This window comes from Alteromonas sp. G4i13, assembly GCF_054960505.1.
Genome location: NZ_JBHNYX010000044.1, coordinates 1 through 24,691, shown reverse-complemented (window position 1 = coordinate 24,691; position 24,691 = coordinate 1). Strand labels below are relative to the sequence as shown.

Sequence of the window (24,691 nt, the reverse complement as noted above, 5' to 3'; positions counted from 1 at the left end):
CATCGGGTGTTTCTGTTTGTCCGGAAAGCAAATTTCCAGGGAATAGATATGGAAAATCGAAACACACTTAATAGATTATCTCAGGGGATAATCGTCGCACTTGGAATAAGTGCTGCTCCTTTCGTTTCTGCTCAGGACACAGTAGAAAAAGACGCTGACACAGTAGAGCAGATCTCAGTGGTAGGATCTCGTATCCGCACAGACTCTTTTGCTAATGATACGCCTATAGACATCATTTCAGTTGCGGACGCTGAAAATCAGGGCCTTAAGTCTTTAGGAGAGCTACTTCGTACGAGTACAGCTGCTGCTGGTTCCAATCAAATTACCGCGGCGTTAACCGTTGGCTATGTAACAGATGGGGGTACTGGTTCAGAAACTGTAGGCCTTCGTGGTCTTGGTCCAAACCGTACTCTAATTCTATTGAACGGACGCCGTGCAGGGCCAGCAGGTACTCGAGGAGCGGTTTCTTCTTTTGATTTAAACAGTATTCCTCTTTCGGCAGTAGAGCGGATTGAAGTGTTAAAAGACGGTGCTTCTGCGCTTTATGGTTCAGACGCGGTAGCCGGTGTAATTAACATCATCACCAAGAAAGGTGACGAGAAGACGGTAAACGTTGATATTAGCCAGCCGATGGAGTCTGGCGGCGAAGACCGTCGTGTTAATATTTCATTCGGTGAAGAGTATGCAGAAGGCTCTTTCCGAGTAACCGCTGATTACCGTAAAGTTTCTATGCTAAGCCGAGGCGATCGCGATTACTTAAATTGTACTGAGCGACTTCAATTTTCAGCTGACGGTTCACGAAACGATCCGATTGACCCCCGCACTGGTGACTATCATTGTTCTGAAACAGGGTATGGCCTTTGGCTTTACGGTCCTGTCTCGACAGATGGCTATGGCGGTAGTTTGCAGGCCGCTTTTGATTATGACAATTTTTTCGCCAACAACGGCTATGAAAGCATTAATGATGCAAACGTAGGTTTTACTACGCCGGAAGGATGGTATCCAGTTTCTTTCACTGACAACTATGCGAGTGAAGGTTGGTGGGATCAAAATCACCCATTTCTAGGACGAGAAACTTTAGTACCAGAAACTCAAAATGCATCAATTTATGCAACTGGTGAATATAACCTTAGTGATGATGTGACAATTTATGGTGAATTTATCCATAGTCAACGTACCACTAAGACTAATGGTTACCGCCAATTCTGGACCGCAGAGGTTGGTCCTCAAGACGCTTCGGTAGTCGATGGCTTTGACGGCGCTGGAAGCATCTTTCCAGTTGCACTTACCGACCATTTTTCATCTGAAATCGAAGTGGATTATACCCGAGGCGTAGTTGGTGCAATGGGTGACATCGGTTTTTGGGCGTGGGACCTTTCTTATCAATACAGTCACAACGACGGTACTTATACACAAGAAATAATTTTCCAAGATGCAATGGAAATGGCTCAAGCTAACTTCGCGAACGGCACAACATGCAGCGGCGCTGTTACGCAATTTAGCGGGAATACGTGCGTTGATATCCCATGGACTGATCCTCAATTTCTTTACGGCAACAGAACACCAGCACAAGAAGCTTTTCTTTTCGGTGAAGACGTAGGAACAACAACCTACGATCAGCAGACCCTTGAAGGTTTTATAACTGGTGATGTATTTACACTTCCAGCAGGTGAAGTCGGTGCAGCCTTTGGTTTCCAAATTCAAAAAGATGAAATTAAAGATAAGCCAGGTCAAAATACGCTAAATGGTAACTCGTGGGGTCTATCTGGTGCAGGCATCACCGCCGGTGATCAGTTAACTAAAGCGATTTACGCTGAGTTTAAGGTACCTCTACTGGAAGGCCTTACAGGAGTAGAAAAGTTAGATTTAACAGCTTCTGGACGATGGAACGATGTTAATACTTACGGAAATGATACTACCTATAAACTAGGTTTAAACTGGACGATAGCTGAAGGTTACAGCATTCGTGCGAGTCGCGGTACATCATTTCGTGCTCCAGCGCTATATGAACTATACCTTGCAGAGCAAACAGGTTTCTTGCAACAGTTAGCGTTAGATCCTTGTTTAGATTACGTTGCTAACTTTGCTTCAGGCGATATTACAGATACAGTGTTTGAAAACTGTTCTGCTGAGGGTATTCCAGAGGACTACGTTCAGGGTGGAAGCTCAGCTACATCTATTACTCGTGGTGGCGTAGGGCGACTAGAGGCTGAGACGTCTGTTGCTGAGGGTATTGGTTTTGTATTTACTAGTCCGGAAGATACTTACGCGTTCTCAATCGATTATTTCAACATTGAAATTTTTGACGAGATAGACAACTTAGGTGGTTCTGAAATTGTTGATCGTTGCTACGACTCAATTGATTTTGCCAATGAGCCACTTTGTGACCTGTTTACTCGCCGTAACAATACCGATACAAACGACTATGGGATTGATATTATAAATGGTGGCTATGTAAACATTGCTTATCAGCGTGTACGTGGTGTGGATTACCAATTCTCATACAATGAAGAATTTGATTGGGGTAATGTACGTTTCACCGTTGAACACACTATGCAAATTGAAAAGTTCGGTCTTCTATTTGAAGATACACCGTACAACAATGAAGTAGGAGAGAACGGTAGGCCTAAGCATGTTGGTGTTGCACGTCTTAGCTACGGCAAAGATGATTGGAGCGTTACATGGACAGCAAATTATTACGACGCAACGAATGACTATGAATTCTATGGTAGTGAAACCAACACGACGACAGTGAACAATGAAACAGTTACGTTTATTGATGAAACTAGTTGGACTACCTACCACTCTGTGTCAGGTTCGTATGCATTCGATAACTTTGATGTTCTTGTAGGTGTTGCTAACGTATTTGACGAAAAGCCCCCTCGCATTTCAGCAAGTGGTGACCAAGTAGGAAACGCTGCGCGTTTTTCTCAGTATGACTTTATTGGGCGTCGTGTGTTCGCCAATATCACTTACTCTTTCTAAGTCAGGTTAGAGTGCAAGTAAGCCCCCCGAATATAGGGGGCTTTTTTACATGGAGATAATTATAAATGAAAGCTCGTTTATCGCTTTTGAAAACGATTATGCTGGGAAGCCTAGCTTTCTCTTTTTCTACAAATGCTGAAGTGAAAACGCCCGTTTTAGAGGCTTTCGCAAAACACTCTCAGTATTTACAAATTAAAATATCCCCAGATGGTAAATATCTGGCATCTACTTCCAGAGATGATGATGGCGTTGTTTTCCTTACGGTACTTGATATTGAAAAGCAAAAAGTACAATCGATCACTCGAGGAAGGGGAAAAGAGTCAGTCGGCAGTTTTAACTGGTTAAATGATGAACGTCTCTTACTGAGCATGGTGCGTGAAGTCGGCGCCCTAGAGCAACCAGTCCCGACTGGAGAGTTGTTAGCGATGGATGCAGATGGCAGTGATAACGTGGTCCTCACTGGCTACCGCTCTAAAAGTGGTGATACCCGATACTCTCAGGTCGTAGATTTTTTACCAGACGATCCAGATGCCATCGTCGTTTTTAGCGTTCAAGGGTCAACAAAAGAGCCTTTTTTGGATCTCTATAAAATGAAGGTGAGCAATGGGCGAAAAGCATCGTTGGGTAGAATGCCGTTACGTATGTATAAATCTACAGGAGATAGCTTACGAATCATAACCAACAGCAAAGGTGAAGCTTTGGCAATGACGAGCTCAGATCCTAATGAAAATAATCAAGTAACGCTAATGGTACGAAGTTCAGTAAACGACGACTGGCAAGTGGCATTTCAGGCGGAATCATTTGATTCATTTTTCAATCCATTAGTATTTTTGGCCGATGATAAAACGCTAGTTGGACTTAGTACCATTGAAACTGATACAGATGCTGTCGCAACTTATAACATTGATACTAAAAAGCACACTGTTTTAGCTGCCCATGAAATGGTTGATGTGGAGCCTATATTGCACGAAGTTAGAGGGCAAGTGCAAGAAGTCATAGGCGCGGAATATGAATATAAAGACCTCAGTGCTACTTACTTTAGTGAAGTTAAAAATACTGATGAACAACGAATTTTAGCTAGTTTACGTCAAGCGTTTAAGGGCAATGTAGTGTCTATCACATCTTCGACGTATGACGGCTCAAAGATGATTGTAGCAGTTGGCGGGATTAATCAACCCACGGCTTATTATCTGTTTAATAAAAATAAAAAACAGTTATCAAAACTGACTGATACGCGACCATGGTTAAACGATTTTGATATGCCCCAATCTAAAATTGTTACCTATAAGGCAAGAGATGGTCAGGAGATTTCGGGCATTCTTACTTTACCAGTAGGTGTATCAAAAAACCTTCCTTTAATAATGCATCCACACGGTGGTCCTCACGGTTTAAAAGATACACTTACTGAAATGAGAAGCGATGCTAAAGTGTTGGCGGCTCACGGTTATGCTGTATTCCAACCTAATTTCAGAGGTTCAGGAGGCTATGGCTTAGAATTTCTGAAAGCAGGTTTCAAATCTTGGGGAACACTAATGATCGACGATATGACCGACGGCGTCAATTATCTAATTGAGCAAGGCATTGTTGATCAAAATAGAATGTGTGTTTATGGTGCTTCTTATGGTGGTTATGCCGCCCTCCAAAGTGTCATTAGAGAACCTGACTTATATAAGTGTACAGTAGGTTTTGTAGGAGTGTATGACCTAGCACTGATGAAATCTGCAGGCGACATTCCAGAGTCTCAATCTGGTATAAACTACTTGAATCGTGTATTGCCTGATGGTGATAGCCAATCTCCGGTAAAAAACGTCGATAAAATAAAGGTACCTGTATTCATCATCCAAGGTGAGGAAGATGTCCGCGTACCCAAAGAGCATGCTTTTGCGTTACGAGAAGAGTTAGAAAAGCGCAATAAACCGTACGAATGGATGATGAAGTCTGGCGAGGCACACGGTTTCTATAAAGAAGAAAACAACGTCGAGCGTTGGACTGCAATGATTGAGTTTTTTGATAAACACACCGCTAAATAGTTAGACTGAACAAACTGAAGTTTATCTTTAAAAAAAGGAAATGGGTGAATCCCTTTTCCTTTTTTTCATTTACCATGCAATATTTTGAGATATGGAACCTATAGAATTTTAAAATGGCGGAAGCATTTTTCAATACGAGGACTTATGTGCGGATTTATACAGCGTATTACTGACTCACCTGACGTTATTGCGCTACTTGAAGAAGTCGGGCTTACACAAACCATTCCGCTTTTTGTCAATGAATCTTCCACAAGCAATGTTATTAACTTTTATCCTGCATTTGGAAAAATGCCAGAACGACAAATTACCAATTTAATTGTATCTGGTGATAGCACCATCGATGCAACGTGGTGGTTTGACGCAAAACCTAATGGAAACACGCTTACCGTAGGTGATAGAACAACATTTAACGCTCGAAATCTCGATAGCCCTTATTGGAGCAAGTTCATTCGTGAACGACGCGCTGTGGTTGTCGCAACTGCAGTAGGGGAGTCAAACCCACTTGGTAAAGGAAAAGCGCACTTTTTAATGAAACCGGCTACTGGTGCATTGTTAATTGGCGCGGTATACCGGCGGTTTAGTAATGGCCTATTTTCCTGTGCAGTAGTGACGCGCCCACCCGTAGAGGGATTTAGCCAGTATCATGAAAAATCCATTCCTTGCTTTCTTCCACATAATGCACATGCGATAAATGCGTGGTTAGCGGCTGACACACAAGGCTCATTGAACAATGAGGTAGAATATATTTTGAATAATCCTCGTATTTATACCGATCTCGAAGTTACGCGAGTAAAGACGTTTAAAAGCGCCGAGGCAATCGGTGAAGTTAACGTGTTAAAGGCTGACGAAAACCGCTGACTTTTACTTATAAGCGAGTAAGAGAAGGCGGCAATGACAACAGCCGCCTGTGACAATCTAACTACTAAATAACGTTTTATTTAAGGTAGGAAAGCAAGGTTTCCTCGTCTGCACCTAAAACATTCTTTCTCACTTCTTTGTCGACGACGTCTGAACATTGAGATGACATTCCGCTTCTCAATTTGCCAAGAAATCCAGGCCCACTAATAATATCTATCGAGCCCAACGCCCCTCGTTTACGCTCACCATCTAGCCAGTCAGCAATGTCACTAGCAAATCGTTCATCTTCGAGTTCGGCGGCATCTTTTCGATTCATGCTATCAACGCCTGGTACTTGCGAAGCGGGAGCCGATTGTCTGCCGGGTTTATCTGTATAAATGTCTTGGTCACTCGCGCCACTAAACTCGTTGTGCCACTTTTTTACTTCAACAAGTGCACTTCCGTGGTTGGTATAGGTGTAAGCTGTGGCGTCGTCGTGGTTGGCCACAATTACGTAGTGTTTTTGAACTGTCATACAGCCTCCTATGTCCATTTATGTAAAACATTCACGTTTATGGTGTTCGGTAAAAGGCAAGTATGAAAAATATGCCTGAAACCCGAGATAAAACGCTAATTTAAGAGGGGAGTTGCAATATCAACACCAAAGCTAAAGCAAATAACTGTAGGGCGGCTACTCTGCTCGCTACCTCGAATCGGGGTTCAACCCGTGCAAAGCGTTTGGTTGGAATAATAACTAGGAAGAAGCAAGTTATGCTTAATCCATAAGGTTAATATAAATTATCAAATCATAATATATGTTTTTGAACAATAATATTGATTGGAGGGAGGTTGCAGTCTACATTAACCATTATAAGAAATAGGACATAAGAAATAAGAGATAAGGACTTTTCAATGAATAAAATAGGAATCTTAGCGGCGTTTCTATTCTTACCCGCAATAGTGAATGCTTCGACCATGAATGAATCTGAGCAGCCAAACTCCCTTAATAGCCCGAAAAAGGCCTCTTTTACATCAACTACAAAGGCATCATCTGAAACATCAGCCACATGCTATGTTGTTTCTGAATATTACAAAGGAGCAAGGAGGCAAAAAGTGGTCAGCAACCAAATTGAAAGTCGCATTATAGACCACGTGAACGCTAAAGATTTAAATCTCAATGATTTAGGTAAAGGTGAGGAATTGACTGGTCTAGAAATTGAAATTGATGGCCATTCAGTAGACCTTAATGTTTATCGTGACTTAAGTGGAGAGTCTAGCATTGCTATTGTTGGTGATACTGAGAATCGCTTAGTTTTTCGACTTGGCTTTTTGTCGGAACTCTCTACAAATCATAAATATAAGTTAAATTCGGTAGCATTAAGCCTAGAGAGAGGCATGTCTAAAATTGATGGGATGACCCATGCGCTAGCATTTATGGATGGCGAAATAGATGAAACAACTAATACCATTGCTGACGACGAGCAGTGCCGAAGAGAACTTGCTAAAAAACAGGCAAAAAACCAATATTGGGGGGCTCATATTGGCCCAGGTCTAGATTCTTCAAATACTTTAGATACCATTTCTCCAGGAATTTGCAAAAGAACAGTGAGTATGCGCACTTGCTATGCGAGTAATGGCCAGACTCCTTGTACAGAGACAGTGTACGCTTTTCCGGAGCGGTGCGATTGACGGAAAACAGAACTAAATTATGCCTGGCCTTTTCAGCAACGCCTTTACAAGCATTTGGCAGGTTTAGGTAACCCTGCCAGTTTGGTGGCTTGCTTAGCCGGGCCTTTTTTAAAGAGTCGCTGCAGGTAGCGGCTATTACCTTTTTCTGGCCCAAACTTATTGGCCATAGCTTTCACCAAAGCACGAATCGCTGGGCTGGTTTCGTACTCTTCATAGAATGCGCGTACGAAGCGCACCACTTCCCAGTGGGCTTCGGTTAATTCAATGTTCTCTTCTTGCGCCAGCAACTCAACCATACCTTCTTCCCAAAGGGTATAGTCGAGTAAATACCCGGCTTTGTCTGTAGGGATCGCTTGCCCTTTATAATTGAAGCTATAGGTGTCTTGTGTCATGAAAGGGGTATCCAGTGCTGATTTTTTGCTGATATTGCAGCAAGTTCTTTGTGGGAAATAGGATTAATATGTTCGGGAAGATTTGCGCCCCTGGTATTCGCATCTGTACTCAAGAACGACAGGTTTAGCGTTGGTTTGTCTTTTGCTGTGCCTTTTGTCGTACTCTCTACCGTGCTTTTTACCGTATTGGCCAGCTGCTCAAAAAACGCGGTGTTTAATGCAGGGGCATAAACGCCATCACCAACAAATACAACATAAGTAGAAGTCGATTGCTCATAAGTGGCTTCAATAAGCTGTTTGTATTCAGTACTCAAAATTGGCGTTGAAATAGTAATAAGCATTAGAATGTCACCACATGATCTGCGCTTTGGATAAGCGTGACTTTTTCTTCTGGGGTTATCCACTCACAGTCTAACTCATCAACTAAACTGTTATTAGCAAGAACCTGTTCAATATCGTAGGTATTTGCACTTGCTCTACACACAAAGCAATCTTCGATATCGAAAAACGGCATGCTAGCTAAACGTTTGGTGTGATTTTTTAGTCCTTTGATAGAAGCTGCCTTAACAAGCTGCAGTACACCTTGGCTTTCAAAAAGCACTTTAACATCGTGCCCATAGTTTGTTGCAGCAAGCGCAAAATCTAAACCGTCTTGGCTTTTAGCATTGGAAAAAGGGCTTTGCGTAAACCTAATAAGTAGTTGCGCCATTAGAATTGTACCAACCTGTTGCAATCATGGAGCGCTGTGAAGAATTCGCCTAAGCCAGCTTGCTCGAAAGGTGCGGTTAAGTTGGCCTGAGACAACCCATTCTCTTGCGCCTCTAACTCACTAACAATACCTCGCTTAACGGCGGCGGTAATGCATACGAGTAATTTCACGTTGTGTTCAGTCGCTAGAGTCTTCCAGCTATCAAGTACGAACAGCTCGTTGCCCGTCTTTAGCATTAAGTTATTGGTGTGGTGAACACCTTCGCTATAAAAGAAAACGTTGTTTATTACATCACCATTATCGATTACACCTTGTGCAAAGGAGAGGGCGCGTAACGCTGTATCGCCTTGAAACGGTGATGATGTGATAAGTACTGAATATTCTGCCATACAAATAAAAACACCCCGGTTAAGGGGTGTTTCTCTTTAAACCTTTAACGCTGTTTTAATCGTCGCCACCAAACGCACCTAGAAGGTGAAGGATAGACGTGAACAAGTTGTATATGTTCAAGTATAGCGAAACTGTTGCACGAATGTAGTTTGTTTCACCACCGTGGATGATACGACTTGTATCAAACAAGATGAAACCTGACATAATAAACACAATCGCTGCACTGATTGCTAAGCTTACCGCTGGAACTGCGAAAAAGATGTTCGCAATAGCAGCTACAAGCACTACAACTAGACCTACAACCAAGAAGCCGCCCATGAATGAGAAGTCTTTCTTAGTGGTTAACGCGTAGCCAGATAGCGCGAAGAATACAAGGGCTGTTGCACCTAGCGCTTCCATGATCAAGCCTGGACCCGCAACGCCTAGATAGAAATTAAGCGTGTAACCTAGTGATGCACCCATTAAACCCGTGAATGCAAACACCCAGTAGATACCAGATGCTGAATCAGCTTTTTTCTGAACTACAAATAACGTAATAAAAGCGCCGATAGTCATAACAAGAGACATCATAGGAGAAATGCCTACTGCCATTGCTATACCAGCACAAACCGCACTAAACGCCAGTGTCATCGCAAGCAGCATATAGGTGTTGCGTAGAACCTTGTTCGTCTGCAATACCGATGGTTGAGATGCACTTGAATACATCGAACGTTGATCCATTGTTTCCTCCAACAGGACTTATGATATGACCAAAATGGTACACAATTATTTAGTGTATGTTGTATGGGTTTTAGTTCCCATTTTCAAGTAGTTTCAGATGAAAATGGTGTCAGGTGAATATAAAAACATCTCTTATACGTGCTAAACAGTCTATTTGGTTGAAATCTCGGCACTTAGACAACTTTTTTAATTTTTCGCTTTACAGTCATAAAAATATCATTAAGATACGCAGCACTTCAGGAGAGTTGGCAGAGCCCGGTTTAATGCACCTGACTTGAAATCAGACGTGGGGTCAAACCCACCGGGGGTTCGAATCCCTCACTCTCCGCCATATTATGAAAACCCGCACATTGTTGCGGGTTTTTTTATGCCCGTCTTCCACGTTAGACTTTCGTATAAGACCACAGTCGCATTGTTACATTCCGTTCACATGTTTAGGCTTGCGCTTTTCTTCGCGCAATCTAAAGGTGTTATGTGTCACAAGAAAGTTCTTCTTATCAAAATCTTCACAAGCCGAGCAGTAGTTTTAAATCAAGAGACGACTATTTAAATCACGAACTTCAAATACTTTCTCCAAAACGTTGGCGGTTGAACCTGCCTGGTAAAGACTACCGCGTTGAGTGGGAAGACTTTGTGCCAGGCATGGCGGCGACCATAGGAAAAATCGTTATGGTTGCCGCCGTAGTAGGTGCATTCGCAGCACCGCTAGGGCTATCTCCTGAGTTTGTTATTGAAAACGTGCGCTTTGAATTACTCATTGCAGCAGTCTTGTTCGTTGTTCTGATTTCCGGTTTTCTGAACCCGTCAGCTAATTTAGCTGGTACACACGGCCCCTTACTGCCCTTAGTACCTCTTATTGTTGCATCTGGCGGACATCCCATGGCGCTCGGTCTGCTCATTGGACTATTTGGTTTTATTTTAGGAGTAACGAAGGGCGGCAGTGTGCTTGCTAGGCTAACCAGTAACGGTGTATGCGGTGGGCTGCTGTTGTACTTAGGGTTTATAGGCATTACAGGCCAGGTGAAGAAACTCTTTGCGTGGGCAGAAAGCTTCGATATGGCTTACTTAGCCTTCGTGGTGATCATTGCCACTATTTTAATGTATGCATGGCTAGAGCATATTCAAAAGCGCTGGCTAGCCATTCCGCTTGGTGCGGTGATGGCGGCCGTCATTGCGTTTTCCTTCGGTGCGCCATTTGAGTTCACAACGTCGCCGGGTATGCCTAACTTGAACCCTGCTTATTGGTGGGGGGAAGACACAGGTTGGAAACTAGGCCTGCCAGACTGGTCACATTTCATTGCTGTGCTGCCTTTTGCTGTGCTGGCAGTATCTATGTGGTCGCCAGATTTCTTAGGTCATCAAGTCTTTCAAAAGCTTAGCTACCCTAAAAAAAGTGAACGAGCGCACATGAATATAGATGACACCATGATTGCTGCATCTAGTCGTCAGGCAGTGGGAAGCCTACTGGGAGGGGGGAATATCTCATCTTCGTGGGGGACCTACATTATTCCGGCTTCAATCGCGCGCAGACCCATACCCGGTGGTGCGTTAGTTACTGGCTTTTTATGCGTTGTAGCGGCACTTTGGGGTTACCCCATGGATCTAGCAATTTGGCCGCCAGTGCTTTGCGTAGCGCTTATTGTTGGGGTCTTTCTGCCGCTAATGGAAGCCGGTATGCAAATGACGCGTGAAGGTAAAACGACCCAGTCTGCCGCATTGGTGGTGATCTCCTCTGTGTTAGTTAATCCAGTATTCGGATGGTCTTTTACCATGCTTTTGGATAATTTGGGGCTCGTTGGGTGTAAAGATAGAGCTGGAGAACTCGGCAAAGCAGGGCGTTGGCTAATTCCAGGAATTACGTTTTTGGTGCTATGTACCGTTATGGCACTAATTGGTATGTTCCCGGGGGTGCCCGCGATTATGGAAACCTTCAGAATGTGATGAGGGCTTTAGGGTAAGGTTACTCTTTTAGAGTTTAAGTTACTGAAACCAGATATGCTATTACGCGAACGGCGTCGGAGGTGTTTCTCCACGCCGTTTTTATTTAATTTATTATGCTGATATCCCTCATCCACTGAAGTTACGTTTTTACCACATAAATTAAGCGTTACGCGTACCGCGATTTACTTGTCCCAGTAGGGCGTACTTTCAAAATAGCTTGATAAAAAGTCAATGAAAACCCTTAGCTTATTAGAAATGAGCTTACGATGAGGATAGACCGCATACAAAGAGATAGCTTGCGGTACGAAATCGTCCAGTATGGACACGAGTTCCCCGTTTTTGAGCGCTTCACCGGCAATGAAGGTAGGTTGAAGTACATAACCTTCACCCTGCTTTGCTACATTGGTTAGGACTTCTCCATTATTGGCGGTTAGCTTGGGCGTCACAGTCTGGGCATTTGCTTTAAGCGCCGCAATAAGCACTGATTTATCGTTATCGTAGTTGACGTAGGAGTACTCAAGATAGTGTTCAGGTTTTAATTCGGCTGGATGTTGCGGTGTGCCATATTTTTCCAGGTAGGCTGGTGAAGCGCACAGGGCCAGCTTTATCGTTGTGATTTTCTTGGCCACCAGCGACGAGTTAGCTAGGTGACCTGCACGTATTGCTACATCAAACCCTTCGTCTATCACATCAATCTTTCTATCGTTTAGCTGCAAGTTTATCGATACGTGAGGGTGTGCTTGTTGAAACGCACTGAGTGCACTCGCTAAATGTAATGTTGAGAAAGAGACAGGGGCACTTACGTGCAGAACTCCCTTTGCTTCTGTATTGAGCAACCCAAGCTGACTTTCCATATCGGTTACGCTTTCTAGAATATGATTTGCATGTTGCAAACACTGCTGACCAGCCTCGGTTAGGTGAATTTTTCTTGTAGTGCGATTGAATAAACGCGTATCAAGTTGCTTCTCTAATTCGGCAACATACTTGCTTACGAGTTGATTTGACGTGTCTAGCTTTTCTGCAGCTTTTGTAAAACTGCCTTCATTCGCAACAACGCAGAAGGTTTTCAGTAGCGATAATTTATCCATCGTTTAGCCATTCGTCTCTATAAACAACAAATTGTTGGTAATCATTCAATATTTAACCGCTTTATTCAATAGGTGTTGGTAACTATTCTATATGCATCAGGTTAGCGCTGTGCCAACTCAATGAAGTCAGGCGGAGCGTTCATCACTTTTTAGATAAGACACTTTCAATTACGAGAGACTTTGAGGATTCAACAATGAACAAGCAATTTCTGAAAAACATTTTTACTTCTAACAGCAGTATTTCTAGTTTGGTTTTACGTGTGCCTGTGGGCATTATTCTTACCGCACACGGCGCACAAAAGCTTTTTGCGTGGTTTGGTGGTTATGGACTAGAAGGCACAGGTCAGTGGATGGAAAGCATTGGTTTAGCGCCAGGCTTTTTAATGGCATTGCTGGCCGGCAGCGCTGAGTTTTTTGGCGGGCTAGCGCTTATTATAGGTTTTCTAACACGCCCAGCCGCTTTAGTAAGTGCATTCACAATGGTGATTGCGATTTTTAGTGTACATGCAGCAAACGGTTTATTTATGACTAACAACGGTTACGAGTTTGCACTAACGTTACTTGCTGCAACAGGTGCGCTAGCTATTCAAGGTGGCGGTAAACTTTCAATCGACTCTCTTATTAGTCACAAGCTTAATAAATAGCGGTTGTGAGATTCGACGACTAACGAAACCGGCCCAAATGCGCCGGTTTCAATGGCTATAGAGCCCTTATATCAATCCGCATTGATAATTGCCCACTCTGAAGACGCTGGCAAGTTTCCTAGCGAAGCGTGGGAATGCAGGAATGGTATTCTCTACATCTAACAAGGTATGGTTTTATGCAACAGCGAACGAAAACTCGCCCGTCTGTGAGAATTAACACCGCTTATATTTCTCATGGTGGAGGGCCGCTTCCACTTCTTGAAATGCAGTCAGTAGGAGAGGCGAGAATGCCTGCCTATCACATTGAAATGATTGAAGCGCTCAAAGCATTATCAACAGATTTACCCAAACCTGATGCAGTCATAGTGATTAGTGCCCATTGGGAAGATACTGAAGTCTGTGTAACTACTCACCCAGAACCTTCCTTGATTTATGACTATTATGGCTTCCCTAAAGAGGCGTATTCCCTTGAATATCCGGCCAAAGGGGAAGTAGCACTCGCAACTTTATTACTAAAGCGTTTAGCAGGGCAAGGCATCGCTGTACGGGAGGATAGGGCACGTGGTTTCGATCATGGAATGTTCATTCCCCTAAGTATTATGTATCCCAGTGCCGATGTACCCTGTATTCAACTATCCATTACGTCTGATTTGGATTCTAAAAAGCATGTGCTATTGGGGGAAGCAATTAGGAAAGCTGTTGAACTCGGGGTAGAGCCTGTAAATAGTGAAGCAAAGAACGAAGTGAATATTTTAGTATTGGGCTCGGGGTCTTCTTTTCACAATATGCAGGGCTTTTTTGATAGCTCCGATGATGCAATGCGAAAAGCAACGCGCTTTAATAACTGGCTTCAGACAACTATGCAGACCAGTGCCTACAGCGAGAATGAACGAAAAGCTCGTCTTGTTGAATGGTACTGCGCGCCGGATGCGCGATACGCCCATCCTAGAGAAGAGCACCTTCTCCCTCTCCATGTTTGTTATGGTGTTAATAATAGAGCAGCTGATAAAGCCCTGTCTTTAACGCTTCTAACCAAACCTGCAAGCATGTTTATGTGGTGTGATTGACCAGTGCTTCACATTGCCGCGTCAGTGCAACACCTGATTGGATACCGGCTGCGTTAAACGAGAGCAATTAAATTTTGAGCACTTTGATTATCAATTGGTCGTTTGAGTAAAAATGTTAAAATTAGTGCTTTACAGTCCCACATAAATCATTAAGATACGCAGCACTTCAGGAGAGTTGGCAGAGCCCGGTTTAATGCACCTGACTTGAAATCAGACGTGGGGTCAAACCCACCGGGGGTTCGAATCCCTCACTCTCCGCCAAATACGAAAAACCCGCACATTGTTGCGGGTTTTTTTATGGGCTAAATTTACGCGCTTTAGTATATGGCTATAGCCAAGAGTGAAACCTACGCAAAACTATATTGTTCAAAGCTAAACGAACATTATCATTTTGGCATCATGAACTGTCACGTGCATAGAATACCTAATGAGAATTTTTGAGTGAGAACTTCAATCGCTTTTAAAAAACTTCGTTTTAAGTTTTACGTGCATTTATAGTAGGTTAACGCTAATAGTGTTTTTAAATAACGAGAACGCAGGTCATTTTCTACCAAGATGGTTATTATTCTTGCGAAAAGGTGAATATTTCACCAGTTGATTGATTTAATTGAAATTAGTGCTTTACAGCGTCACGTAAATCATTAAGATAAGCGTCACTTCAGGAGAGTTGGCAGAGCCCGGTTTAATGCACCTGACTTGAAATCAGACGTGGGGTCAAACCCACCGGGGGTTCGAATCCCTCACTCTCCGCCAAATACGAAAAACCCGCACATTGTTGCGGGTTTTTTTTATGGGTCAAATAAAAGCGTGCTGCTAGAACGTTTTCAACCAACCTCGTTACACGTTGTAGTTTCGATTCTTATCACCGCATAAAAATCATTATTCTTATCGTTGTACAAATAATTAACTGTAATTCCATGTCGCCTAAAAATTTCTTGCGAGGGTGAAGTGCACACATACGGATAGAGCTTCTTTTGTTGTTCCTCTACAAATTGATTAACGCCTTTGTTTTGAGTCAACGTCATAGAGCGATAGTGATAAGTGATCTCTCCGTCACTGGTTGATAGGCGCTCCATAGTGAGTGTTGGGTTTACAATTAAAGGGGTACTCTTATTGCCTTTGCGAACGGCTTCATTGAGAAGCGCATTAGTATAGTTGTCAGCTGCAGTCGCGGGTGAACCGTACAACGAGAGCAGCGTTACTGCTATGTAAATTACTGATTTCATGTTAAGAAAAATCCTTTTTCGTTTCTGAAGGTGTGAAGGTATAAGCGTATAAGTATGCTGTTTACCGACGCAGCTTATTAGCCAACGTTGAATCGGGCATTTAGTAAGCTAGGTAAACGTAACATGATAACCAACGGTATCTCCATGCTTTTTATGATCACGAGCTTTAAGTTAAACGGTGTTTCACAGCATCATCGCAGGCATAAGTTTGTTATGAAATATTTTCTGATCTCATCCTGTCTGTATCTTGTAATTACAGGACATTCCATAAAAACCTAGTTATGTCGCGCTTTATTCATAAAAGCTTGGTATACATAAAGGGTTAGCAATCAACTGAAATCATTACGGCATTTTAAAGCGCTCTTCTTTTATTTTTATGGCGCTGGTCCTACGCAGTTGGTAGTAATAACAAAAATCGAGAGGACATTATGCAGGCAATGCCCACACTTAATTTACGGGACGGAACAGTTGAGCAAAAAAGACAGGAAATAAAGGCTTATTTCCTCGATTCCTTTGATACCTACGAATCGCTTTTCTCTTGTCTTGCCAATGATGACGTATTTTATCAACGACCTGAAAAGTTGCGCCATCCGTTAATTTTCTATTTTGGTCATACTGCTACTTTCTTTATCAATAAATTAGTACTGTCTAAGGCAATAAACGAGCGCATTAACCCAAAATTTGAATCGCTATTTGCCATTGGTGTTGATGAAATGAGTTGGGATGATCTTAACGATGAAAATTACGACTGGCCGAAGGTGGAAGAGGTGCGTCAATATCGTAATCAAGTGCGCACATTGGTATGCGATTTAATAGATACCATGTCTTTCAGCATGCCTATTGACTGGGAAAGTCCAATGTGGCCCGTTGTTATGGGAATAGAGCATGAACGTATTCATTTAGAAACCTCATCTGTTCTAATCAGACAGCTACCCATTGCATCGGTACGCCCCAGCCCAGAATGGCCTGCATGTAGCACTATGCAAACTAATGCTGAAGCGTTAGAGGCTAATGTTTTAATGACCGTTCCGGCACAGAAAGTCATAAATGACAAAGCGTGGGACAGTGCTTATTACGGCTGGGACAATGAATATGGTTCTCAGCAAGAATCCGTTAGCGAGTTTAGTGCGTCTAAATTTCTTGTAAGTAATGGTGAGTATTTATCGTTTGTGCAAGACGGCGGCTATAACAACGCAAAATACTGGGAGGCTGAAGGCAATAAGTGGCGTGAATACACTAAAGCTCAGTATCCTGTATTTTGGATTAAAAAGGGTGATGATTATTTATATCGCAGCATGCTTGAAGAGCATCCACTACCTTTAGATTGGCCTGTGGATGTGAATTATCATGAAGCGAAAGCGTTTTGTAACTACTTGAGTGAAAAAACGGGTGATCTTATTCGTCTGCCGACTGAAAATGAATGGCAAGCGTTACGACAGCAGGCTGGTATAACACAAACCGTATACAGCGAAGGATTCAACATAGCGCTGCAAAAGTATGCGTCGAGTGAACCTGTTAATGTTAATAAGTCCGGCGAATTTTATGATGTTGTTGGCAACGTATGGCAATGGACAGAAACACCCATCTATCCGTTTGAGGGCTTTAGCGTTCATCCTTTATATGACGACTTTACAACACCAACATTCGACAATAAGCATAACCTCATTAAAGGCGGTAGTTGGGTATCTACAGGTAACGAAGCAATGAAAGATAGTCGTTACGCTTTTAGGCGCCACTTCTTTCAGCACGCGGGGTTTCGGTATGTTCAAGGAAAGCGAGTTATAGCAGTGAACGATTTTGATTATGAAAGTGATACACAGGTTTCGCAATACAGTGAATTCCATTACGGCGACGAGTACTACGGCGTCCCTAATTTTGCTAAAGCCAGTGCGCAGTTTTGTATTGACGCTATGCAAGGGCGTCAACACGCTAAAGCGTTAGATTTAGGGTGTGCCGTTGGTCGGTCTACCTTTGAACTTGCAAAATACTTCGATCATGTCGATGGCATCGATTTTTCTGCACGCTTTATAAAAACAGCGTTTGAGATGCAAGAGCGTGGTGAAATACGCTATAACCTTATAGAAGAAGGTGAACTTACGTCGTTTAAGGCGCGCAAGCTCTCCGCGCTCGGTTTAGATGACAGTGTAGACAACGTTGCTTTCGCACAAGGTGATGCGTGTAATTTGAAGCCGCAATTCACAGGCTACGACTTGATCTTCTTAGGCAACCTTATTGATAGAGTGTATAGTCCAAGAAAGGTATTAACGGACATGGCCACGCGGCTAAATAAAGGTGGATTGCTCGTTGTCGCCAGCCCCTTTACATGGTTGGAAGAGTATACCGAAAGAAGTGAATGGTTGGGCGGCTACAAAGATGAAAATGGTGAAACGCTTAGCTCTACTCAGGCGCTTGAAGATGCATTAGGTCAGAGCTTTAAACGAATTGCTGAACCTAAAGACATTCCATTTGTCATTCGAGAAACAAAGCGGAAATACCAACATACGCTTTCTGAATTTAACGTGTTTGAAAAGATAGAATAACACGGTGTCTATTAAAGTGTGTGTGCAATATAAAGTGAGCGCGGTACGCGTGTTTCGCGCTTAAAATATAATAGATTTCAGAAGGCCTTTAGCCAATAGTAAATGCGTAAGGCTATATAGATAGGATAATGTGAAGGTGAGCAACGCGCTAAGCCATCTCCCCGTGTTCAACGCTATGCAAAGCGAGTTTATGCCTTACAAGGATGTATGGCAGGCACCTTCTCACCTGAAACTCGATCAAACCCGTCTTAAATATTCAGCGATATTTCGCCGCTTTCAGGGCGCGTCTTCATCTCAAGCGAACGTTGTCGCGTCTCAGCAAGACCCTATTCCAATGTGGATAGCGGATATGGACATCCCGCCTTGTGATGAAATTCTCAGCTCGATTACACAAAACCTTCGCTCTACTTATGGATATCAGTCCCTTGATATCGGTGACGCGGTAGCAAAACGTTTTGAGCGTACCACGCAAAAAAGTAGTCGATTTAAAGTGGAAAGTGGCGATGTTGTGGATGTTGCGAGCGCAATAGGAGCAATAGACGTTGCGCTTCACACTTTTTGCCAACCTGGTCAAAAAGTCATGGTTTTAACACCAACCTATTCCCCATTAACAGAGACTATTAATAATAACGGCTTAACGCCAGTATCTATTCCAGTCATTCAAAACGCGCGTCAAATTCAGACTAAGCTTTCTGAAGTTGCCGCGACAAAGGGTAGCGACAAAAGTCGTCAGGAAGACGTCGAGGGTTCTAACGCAACTATAGATACTTCAGCCTTCGATAGTGCTGCGGCTGCATTCGTGATTTGCCATCCTAATAACCCTACGGGTACAGTGTTAAGTGCAGAAGAGCAGCGTGTTATTATGAGCTTCTGCGCCAAGAACGATATTTTAATGATCACTGATGAGGTGCACAGCGAGTTTGCATTTAACTCGTCAAATGAACCAACGCTAATCCCCATGTTTGGTGCAGAGGTAAGCAATAAGAGCGAGAGGCGCAAAGAAAGTCAAAACGGTGGTAACATCCATACTCATCAACTGCCACGCATTATCCACATCAATAGCGTATCCAAGGCGTTTAACCTAGCGAGTATTCCAGGTGCATCGTATGCGGTCATTAAGGATAAAACGATCAGAGAGACGTTTGCCCAAGCTATTAATAGCAGGCACCTGAACGCAAGTAACTTAGGAAAAGTTGCGTTGATTGCCGCCTATGAGAAGGGAAGTACTTGGATAGACAGCGTAAAAAGTGCGTTGAGCTTCAACCGAAAGCTTGTTGTGCGCTTCTTTGAGCACTATGGTTTATCTGTTAATTATACAATGGGCAGCGCTGGCTATTTCTTGTGGCTAGACCTTTCAACATTCCCTTCGCATTTAACACAGCCGAACAGTATCGCTTCTGTGGATGAAGCTCCTTTAGGTGACGCTTCTCGTCAACCTCTCAAATATTCACCCGTGACCACTGTGGAAGGATGTATTGAGCGAGGCGTGATAGGTAACGACGGCGCGACCTTTGGTTCTCCACACCATATTAGGCTAAATTTAGCCTGTCACCCTGCGGTTGTAGAAACCGCGCTGCAAAGACTGTGCTTTATTTCTTAGCGTAGCTTAACCCGCATCTGTTGACCGATAGTTAGTTTAATTCTAAATATTAGAATAATAAGCTCAAATATATGACATTTTATTCCTATTAAAGAGGATTAAAATGGCCTTATTAAATAATTAGCCCTTGACACATGTTCTATCGCCCAGCGTTACTCCTGTTGGGGAGAAGAGCCAGTGGCGGCTTACGGTTATAAGGAATACAAGATGATGTATTTGAGAAAAGCGAATGAAAGAGGAAAAGTGAACTTTGGCTGGCTAAAAAGCCAACATAGCTTTTCGTTTGGACATTATTATGATGCAAAACATATGGGGTTTTCAGCGCTACGGGTTATCAATGACGATGTTGTTCAGGCCGGCAGAGGTTTTGAAACCCACGGTCACAGAGATATGGAGATAATTTCATATGTTGTGAGCGGTGCTTTAAAGCACAAAGATAATACCGGTAATGAGTACGTAGTGCCTGCGGGTGACGTGCAAGTAATGAGTGCAGGTAAGGGTATAATGCATTCAGAGTTTAACCCTTCTACTGAAGAGCCTGTTAACTTTCTGCAAATTTGGATTGTGCCCAATGAAAAAGGCGGTACGCCCAGCTATGCGCAAAAAACCTTTGGCACACAGGCGGGTGGAAATAACCATGATTCAAAGCTTGAATTATTAGTAAGTGATAACGGTAGGGAAGGGTCATTACGCATTAAGCAAAATGCGGCAATCAGCCGTTTAATTTTGAAAGCTGGCGAAACATGGGAGCATGGCACTGAAGACCAAAAGGGTTACCTTCATATGATTAGCGGTAATGTACAGGCTGTGGTAGACAGTGAAACGAATTCAGTTGAAATAGGGGCAGGCGATGCTTTGGGTATTTACGAGCAAGACATCATTCGTCTGAAAGCCTCAGAGGAAAGTGTGGCCTTGTGGTTTGAATTACCTAAATAGCTGCCTAAAAGTAATCTAGATCAATAATTTAGTTTCAAATTGTGTATCTCTACTTCACGAATTCTTATCTCGTGGTATGATGACTTGGATAAGGTTAAAGGCTGGTAATACTTCTCATTAATGAGCATTATCAGTCTTTATTCCAGTTGTATGTAAAACTGAAGTCAGTGAGATACTAGAGTGATAAAAATAATCCTAGCAGATGACCATGATTTGGTCAGAACAGGGATACGCCGGATTCTGGAAGACGTAGACGATTTTACTATTCTCGCAGAAGCGAAGAACGGTGAAGACGCGGTACTTTTGTGCCGAAAAAACGCGCCAGATGTGGTACTCATGGACGTGAATATGCCCGGTATTGGTGGACTGGAGGCGACAAAGAAAATTGTTCGTATGTCTGAAAATACGCGTGTTATTTGTGTTTCAATGCATAAGGAAAGTCCTATTCCAATGCAAGTTATGGACGCAGGCGCATACGGTTTTCTGACAAAAGATGCAGAGCCAGACGAAGTAATACGCGCTATCCATAAAGTTGCGGCAGGACAAAAGTATGTTGATCAAGAAGTGGCCAATAGCATAGCCATCGGTAAGTTATTGCCTAGTTCGGATAATCCGTTTGACGAGCTATCGAGTAGAGAACTTACAATAGCAATGCGATTAACCGAAGGTCACAAAGTGCCGGATATAGCCCGAGAACTCAGTATTAACTCAAAAACGGTTAATACTTACCGTTACCGAATGTTTCAAAAGTTAGGCGTAAATTCTGATGTAGAGCTAACGCACTTGGCCTATCGTCATAAGCTTATCAATCCTAACACCTTTTAAGCGTCACTAGACGCGTAACGTCAAAGTGATTATGTCTGCATTTGATTCAGCAGCATTTCTTAAGAATCTAACCTCTCAACCTGGCGTGTACCGCATGTACAATAGTCAGGAAGAGGTTATTTACGTAGGAAAAGCCAAAAACCTTAAAAAGCGTGTATCAAGCTATTTTCGTAGTAATCTTGATAACGCCAAAACGCGTTCGCTAGTTAGTCAGATTGCGAACATGGATGTCACGGTTGTAAACAGCGAAACCGAAGCGTTCTTGCTTGAGAACAACTTCATCAAGAAATACAAACCGCGTTACAACGTGGTCATGCGTGACGACAAGTCTTATCCCTTTATCTTCTTATCCGACCACGAACATCCAAGGCTTTCTTTCCATCGCGGCCCTCAAAAGAAAAAGGGCGAATACTTTGGCCCATACCCCAGTGCGTGGTCGGTGCGAGAAAGCTTGCGTTCAATGCAGCGAATCTTCCCCGTACGTCAGTGCGAAGATAGCTATTACCGAGCACGCAGCAGACCTTGTCTTCAGTATCAGATGCAGCGCTGCAGTGCGCCGTGTGTAGAAGGCTATGTGAGCGATGAAGAATATAAAGAGCAGGTCAATTTTGCACGCTTGTTCTTGAAAGGTAAAAACCAGCAGGTCATTGGTGGGCTGGTGGAAAAGATGGAAGCAGCCAGCGAGGCACTCAACTTTGAAGCCGCTGCCCGTTACCGCGATCAGATTAATGCACTAAGAAAAGTTCAAGAACGACAGTGGGTTGCCGGTACTCAAGACGAAATGGATGTGTTTGGGTTTGCGTTCAAAGGCAATATGGCGTGTATTCAGGTAATGTTTATTCGTGAAGGGCAGTTGTTAGGCAGCAAGGCCTATTTTCCCAAAGTACCCAACACTGCCGATGAACAAGAAGTTTTTGAATCTTTCTTCCTACAGTTCTATCTGGCGGGTAACAAAGTTATTCCCAAGCAGATAGTACTTAGCAATACATTAACTGACGAAGACGCTATAGCAGATGTACTAGCCAGTGAAGCGGGGCACAAGGTTCAGTTCTTTAAAGGGGCGAGGGAAGAGAAGCGCAAGTACCTGCAACTGGCGCAGTCAAATGCGCAAACTGCGTTAGATGCTCAATACAGTCAGCAAAAGTCTGTGTTTGCACGCTATCTCGACTTAGAAGCGGCACTGGAAGTTGATACGCCTATTCAACGCATGGAGTGTTTTGATATATCACATACGTCTGGCCAGCAAACGGTTGCTTCGTGCGTGGTATTTAATCGTGAAGGTCCGCACAAAAGTGACTATCGCCGATACAATATAGAAGGCATTACCCCAGGTGATGACTACGCGGCCATGGCACAGGCGTTAAAACGTCGCTACAAGTCAGTGAAAGAAGTGCAAAAAATACCTGACCTTCTATTAATAGACGGTGGTAAAGGACAGCTTGCCCAAGCAGAAGCGTTTTTTGAAGATTGGCCCCATGATAAAAAGCCTATGCTGTTAGGCGTGGCAAAAGGCACCACCCGTAAGCCTGGCTTAGAAACACTAATACTGGCAGGTAGCCATCAGGTTCTGCCGATGGATAGCCATTCGCCAGGGCTTCACCTTATTCAGCATATTCGCGATGAATCTCACCGATTTGCCATTACTGGGCACCGCAACCGACGCCAGAAAGTTAAAACCACGTCGAGTTTGGAAAGCATACCTGGTATTGGTGCTAAACGCAGACAAACACTGCTTAAATTCATGGGGGGCTTGCAGGGTCTTAAGAAAGCCAGCAAAGATGAAATTTCAAATGTACCTGGTATAAGCCCTGAACTGGCGGAAACTATTTACGACCACCTTCATCAATAAATGAATGAGTAACAAGCAATGCATTACAAATTAAGGTAATGTGTTAGAAAAATGAAAGATGCAGAGCTTATACGCTACCGCGCTAAAACGCCTATAGAGGCATAACACCGAGACGTACTTTTTATGTGGACTGTTCCAAACTGTATTACTTTATTCCGAGTAATCCTTATTCCTGTATTTGTAGTTGTTTATTTTCTTGATTGGCGCTGGGCGCACGAGGCAGGCGCATTTATTTTTTGGCTTGCGGCAATAACGGACTGGTTTGACGGCTATCTAGCAAGAAAACTACAGCAGTCTACACCCTTTGGTGCATTCTTAGATCCTGTAGCAGACAAGCTCATTGTGGGCGCTGCTCTTCTTATGATTACTCATAGTTATGCAAACCTGTGGATCACGTTGCCATCTATTGCGCTATTGGTTCGTGAAATTTATGTGTCGGCGTTACGTGAATGGATGGGTTCGAATGGTGTAAGGGATGCGGTTAAAGTGTCTTTTATAGGTAAAGCAAAAACCACTGCGCAAATGTTAGCCTTAATTGGCTTGTTGTCGGGATTAGAAACCTTCATGGGTATCACAATTTATTGGGTTTCGTTAGGTTATATTCTTTTATATTTCTCAGCAGTGCTGTCAATTTGGTCAATGTTTGTTTATACAAAAGCGGCCTGGCCACACCTTCGAAGTGGCGCAGTAAAGTGAAATTGATCGTACATTAATCAAAGTGAATAAAAAAATAGCAAACGATCATAAAAAACCGCATTTATCTCAATTTAAACGCTTTTTTGTGTTGACAGTTTTGAATGGGTAGGTAGAATGCACCCCACATTTCGAGAGGACATCAACCAAACGAAATGGTCGATTAAGACATGCGGGAATAGCTCAGTTGGTAGAGCACGACCTTGCCAAGGTCGGGGTCGCGAGTTCGAATCTCGTTTCCCGCTCCAATCTCTTAGAGATGAGTTTTAATCACACGCCAGACGCATCTGGCGGAATGGCAGAATGGCTATGCAGCGGATTGCAAATCCGTCTATCTCGGTTCGACTCCGGGTTCCGCCTCCAAACGCTGCAACGCAGCATCAGGTTCTACGCCTGACACCTTTGCTGAAAAGCAACCCGATGCCCGGGTGGTGAAATTGGTAGACACAAGGGATTTAAAATCCCTCGCTGGTAACAGCGTGCCGGTTCAAGTCCGGCCCCGGGCACCATTTAAATCAATGACTTACAGT

The 24,691-nt window shown here is 43.3% G+C and carries 21 protein-coding genes and 6 tRNA genes; 19 read left to right on the top strand and 8 right to left on the bottom strand.

Annotation, left to right across the window (positions count from 1 at the left end; all coding sequences use genetic code 11):
• Nucleotides 1–48: 48 nt before the first annotated feature.
• The 3 genes from ACFI6J_RS17700 (at nucleotide 49) to ACFI6J_RS17690 (ending at nucleotide 5,873) form a co-directional block, all read left to right on the top strand.
• Nucleotides 49–2,985, top strand: coding sequence for a TonB-dependent receptor domain-containing protein (locus ACFI6J_RS17700; RefSeq protein WP_014949629.1), 2,937 nt, complete (start codon nucleotides 49–51; stop codon nucleotides 2,983–2,985).
• Nucleotides 2,986–3,050: 65 nt separating this feature from the next.
• Nucleotides 3,051–5,015 carry an alpha/beta hydrolase family protein gene (locus ACFI6J_RS17695; RefSeq protein ID WP_462586296.1) on the top strand — a complete coding sequence of 655 codons (1,965 nt, stop codon included), beginning with the start codon at nucleotides 3,051–3,053 and terminating at the stop codon, nucleotides 5,013–5,015.
• A gap of 144 nt (nucleotides 5,016–5,159) precedes the next feature.
• Nucleotides 5,160–5,873, top strand: coding sequence for an SOS response-associated peptidase family protein (locus ACFI6J_RS17690; RefSeq protein ID WP_462586295.1), 714 nt, complete (start codon nucleotides 5,160–5,162; stop codon nucleotides 5,871–5,873).
• A gap of 76 nt (nucleotides 5,874–5,949) precedes the next feature.
• On the opposite strand, the gene ACFI6J_RS17685 is transcribed toward ACFI6J_RS17690, so the two are convergent.
• Nucleotides 5,950–6,387, bottom strand: coding sequence for a host attachment protein (locus ACFI6J_RS17685; protein ID WP_061095154.1), 438 nt, complete (start codon nucleotides 6,385–6,387; stop codon nucleotides 5,950–5,952).
• A gap of 377 nt (nucleotides 6,388–6,764) precedes the next feature.
• Here ACFI6J_RS17685 and ACFI6J_RS17680 point away from each other — a divergent pair, with 377 nt between their 5' ends.
• Complete coding sequence (locus tag ACFI6J_RS17680) at nucleotides 6,765–7,541, top strand: hypothetical protein (RefSeq protein ID WP_462586294.1); 777 nt, start codon at nucleotides 6,765–6,767, stop codon at nucleotides 7,539–7,541.
• Nucleotides 7,542–7,585: 44 nt separating this feature from the next.
• Here ACFI6J_RS17680 and ACFI6J_RS17675 read toward each other — a convergent pair whose 3' ends face one another.
• From ACFI6J_RS17675 to ACFI6J_RS17655, 5 genes are read right to left on the bottom strand one after another with little or no spacing between them, the layout of a single operon-like run.
• Nucleotides 7,586–7,933 (bottom strand): TusE/DsrC/DsvC family sulfur relay protein, encoded by a 348-nt coding sequence (locus tag ACFI6J_RS17675; protein ID WP_462586293.1) that lies wholly within the window; start codon nucleotides 7,931–7,933, stop codon nucleotides 7,586–7,588.
• Nucleotides 7,930–8,274 carry a hypothetical protein gene (locus ACFI6J_RS17670; protein WP_462586292.1) on the bottom strand — a complete coding sequence of 115 codons (345 nt, stop codon included), beginning with the start codon at nucleotides 8,272–8,274 and terminating at the stop codon, nucleotides 7,930–7,932. Before ACFI6J_RS17670 ends, ACFI6J_RS17675 begins: the two co-directional genes overlap by 4 nt.
• Nucleotides 8,274–8,642, bottom strand: a complete 369-nt coding sequence (locus ACFI6J_RS17665) for a DsrE family protein (protein WP_462586291.1) — start codon at nucleotides 8,640–8,642, stop codon at nucleotides 8,274–8,276. The genes ACFI6J_RS17670 and ACFI6J_RS17665 overlap by 1 nt, the downstream gene beginning before the upstream one ends.
• Nucleotides 8,642–9,031 (bottom strand): sulfurtransferase complex subunit TusD, encoded by a 390-nt coding sequence (tusD, locus tag ACFI6J_RS17660; protein ID WP_462586290.1) that lies wholly within the window; start codon nucleotides 9,029–9,031, stop codon nucleotides 8,642–8,644. The genes ACFI6J_RS17665 and tusD overlap by 1 nt, the downstream gene beginning before the upstream one ends.
• 55 nt (nucleotides 9,032–9,086) lie before the next feature.
• Nucleotides 9,087–9,752: a Bax inhibitor-1/YccA family protein gene (locus ACFI6J_RS17655; RefSeq protein WP_014949619.1), complete on the bottom strand. Its 666-nt coding sequence runs from the start codon at nucleotides 9,750–9,752 to the stop codon at nucleotides 9,087–9,089.
• Nucleotides 9,753–9,991: 239 nt separating this feature from the next.
• Here ACFI6J_RS17655 and ACFI6J_RS17650 point away from each other — a divergent pair.
• Nucleotides 9,992–10,083 (top strand) — tRNA-Ser (locus tag ACFI6J_RS17650).
• A 143-nt stretch (nucleotides 10,084–10,226) separates the two neighbouring features.
• Nucleotides 10,227–11,693 carry a DUF3360 family protein gene (locus ACFI6J_RS17645; protein ID WP_462586289.1) on the top strand — a complete coding sequence of 489 codons (1,467 nt, stop codon included), beginning with the start codon at nucleotides 10,227–10,229 and terminating at the stop codon, nucleotides 11,691–11,693.
• Between the two features lie 182 nt (nucleotides 11,694–11,875).
• On the opposite strand, the gene ACFI6J_RS17640 is transcribed toward ACFI6J_RS17645, so the two are convergent.
• Nucleotides 11,876–12,781, bottom strand: a complete 906-nt coding sequence (locus ACFI6J_RS17640) for a LysR family transcriptional regulator (protein ID WP_075177980.1) — start codon at nucleotides 12,779–12,781, stop codon at nucleotides 11,876–11,878.
• Nucleotides 12,782–12,975: 194 nt separating this feature from the next.
• On the opposite strand from ACFI6J_RS17640, the gene ACFI6J_RS17635 reads away from it, so the two are divergent.
• The 4 genes from ACFI6J_RS17635 (at nucleotide 12,976) to ACFI6J_RS17620 (ending at nucleotide 15,245) form a co-directional block, all read left to right on the top strand.
• The gene (locus ACFI6J_RS17635) at nucleotides 12,976–13,425 is read left to right on the top strand and encodes a DoxX family protein (RefSeq protein ID WP_014949616.1); all 450 of its coding nucleotides are present in this window, start codon (nucleotides 12,976–12,978) and stop codon (nucleotides 13,423–13,425) included.
• A 176-nt stretch (nucleotides 13,426–13,601) separates the two neighbouring features.
• Nucleotides 13,602–14,492 carry a DODA-type extradiol aromatic ring-opening family dioxygenase gene (locus ACFI6J_RS17630; RefSeq protein WP_342340921.1) on the top strand — a complete coding sequence of 297 codons (891 nt, stop codon included), beginning with the start codon at nucleotides 13,602–13,604 and terminating at the stop codon, nucleotides 14,490–14,492.
• Between the two features lie 169 nt (nucleotides 14,493–14,661).
• Nucleotides 14,662–14,753 (top strand) — tRNA-Ser (locus ACFI6J_RS17625).
• Nucleotides 14,754–15,153: 400 nt separating this feature from the next.
• Nucleotides 15,154–15,245, top strand: a tRNA-Ser gene (locus tag ACFI6J_RS17620).
• Between the two features lie 71 nt (nucleotides 15,246–15,316).
• Here ACFI6J_RS17620 and ACFI6J_RS17615 read toward each other — a convergent pair.
• Nucleotides 15,317–15,718 carry a hypothetical protein gene (locus ACFI6J_RS17615; RefSeq protein WP_342340922.1) on the bottom strand — a complete coding sequence of 134 codons (402 nt, stop codon included), beginning with the start codon at nucleotides 15,716–15,718 and terminating at the stop codon, nucleotides 15,317–15,319.
• A 428-nt stretch (nucleotides 15,719–16,146) separates the two neighbouring features.
• Between ACFI6J_RS17615 and ovoA the strand changes: the two genes are divergently transcribed.
• The 9 genes from ovoA (at nucleotide 16,147) to ACFI6J_RS17570 (ending at nucleotide 24,670) form a co-directional block, all read left to right on the top strand.
• Nucleotides 16,147–18,258, top strand: coding sequence for a 5-histidylcysteine sulfoxide synthase (gene ovoA / locus ACFI6J_RS17610; protein WP_321825483.1), 2,112 nt, complete (start codon nucleotides 16,147–16,149; stop codon nucleotides 18,256–18,258).
• Between the two features lie 136 nt (nucleotides 18,259–18,394).
• Nucleotides 18,395–19,858 (top strand): aminotransferase class I/II-fold pyridoxal phosphate-dependent enzyme, encoded by a 1,464-nt coding sequence (locus tag ACFI6J_RS17605; RefSeq protein ID WP_287498443.1) that lies wholly within the window; start codon nucleotides 18,395–18,397, stop codon nucleotides 19,856–19,858.
• A 207-nt stretch (nucleotides 19,859–20,065) separates the two neighbouring features.
• Entirely contained in the window at nucleotides 20,066–20,794 is a 729-nt protein-coding gene (locus ACFI6J_RS17600; RefSeq protein ID WP_462586288.1) for a pirin family protein, read from the top strand.
• 180 nt (nucleotides 20,795–20,974) lie between these two features.
• Nucleotides 20,975–21,619, top strand: a complete 645-nt coding sequence (uvrY, locus tag ACFI6J_RS17595; protein ID WP_014949610.1) for a UvrY/SirA/GacA family response regulator transcription factor — start codon at nucleotides 20,975–20,977, stop codon at nucleotides 21,617–21,619.
• Nucleotides 21,620–21,650: 31 nt separating this feature from the next.
• The gene (gene uvrC, locus ACFI6J_RS17590) at nucleotides 21,651–23,468 is read left to right on the top strand and encodes an excinuclease ABC subunit UvrC (protein WP_039227661.1); all 1,818 of its coding nucleotides are present in this window, start codon (nucleotides 21,651–21,653) and stop codon (nucleotides 23,466–23,468) included.
• A gap of 123 nt (nucleotides 23,469–23,591) precedes the next feature.
• Nucleotides 23,592–24,164: a CDP-diacylglycerol--glycerol-3-phosphate 3-phosphatidyltransferase gene (gene pgsA / locus ACFI6J_RS17585; RefSeq protein ID WP_014949608.1), complete on the top strand. Its 573-nt coding sequence runs from the start codon at nucleotides 23,592–23,594 to the stop codon at nucleotides 24,162–24,164.
• Between the two features lie 169 nt (nucleotides 24,165–24,333).
• Nucleotides 24,334–24,409, top strand: a tRNA-Gly gene (locus tag ACFI6J_RS17580).
• 41 nt (nucleotides 24,410–24,450) lie between these two features.
• Nucleotides 24,451–24,524 (top strand) — tRNA-Cys (locus tag ACFI6J_RS17575).
• A gap of 59 nt (nucleotides 24,525–24,583) precedes the next feature.
• A tRNA-Leu gene (locus tag ACFI6J_RS17570) sits at nucleotides 24,584–24,670 on the top strand.
• Nucleotides 24,671–24,691: the final 21 nt, after the last annotated feature.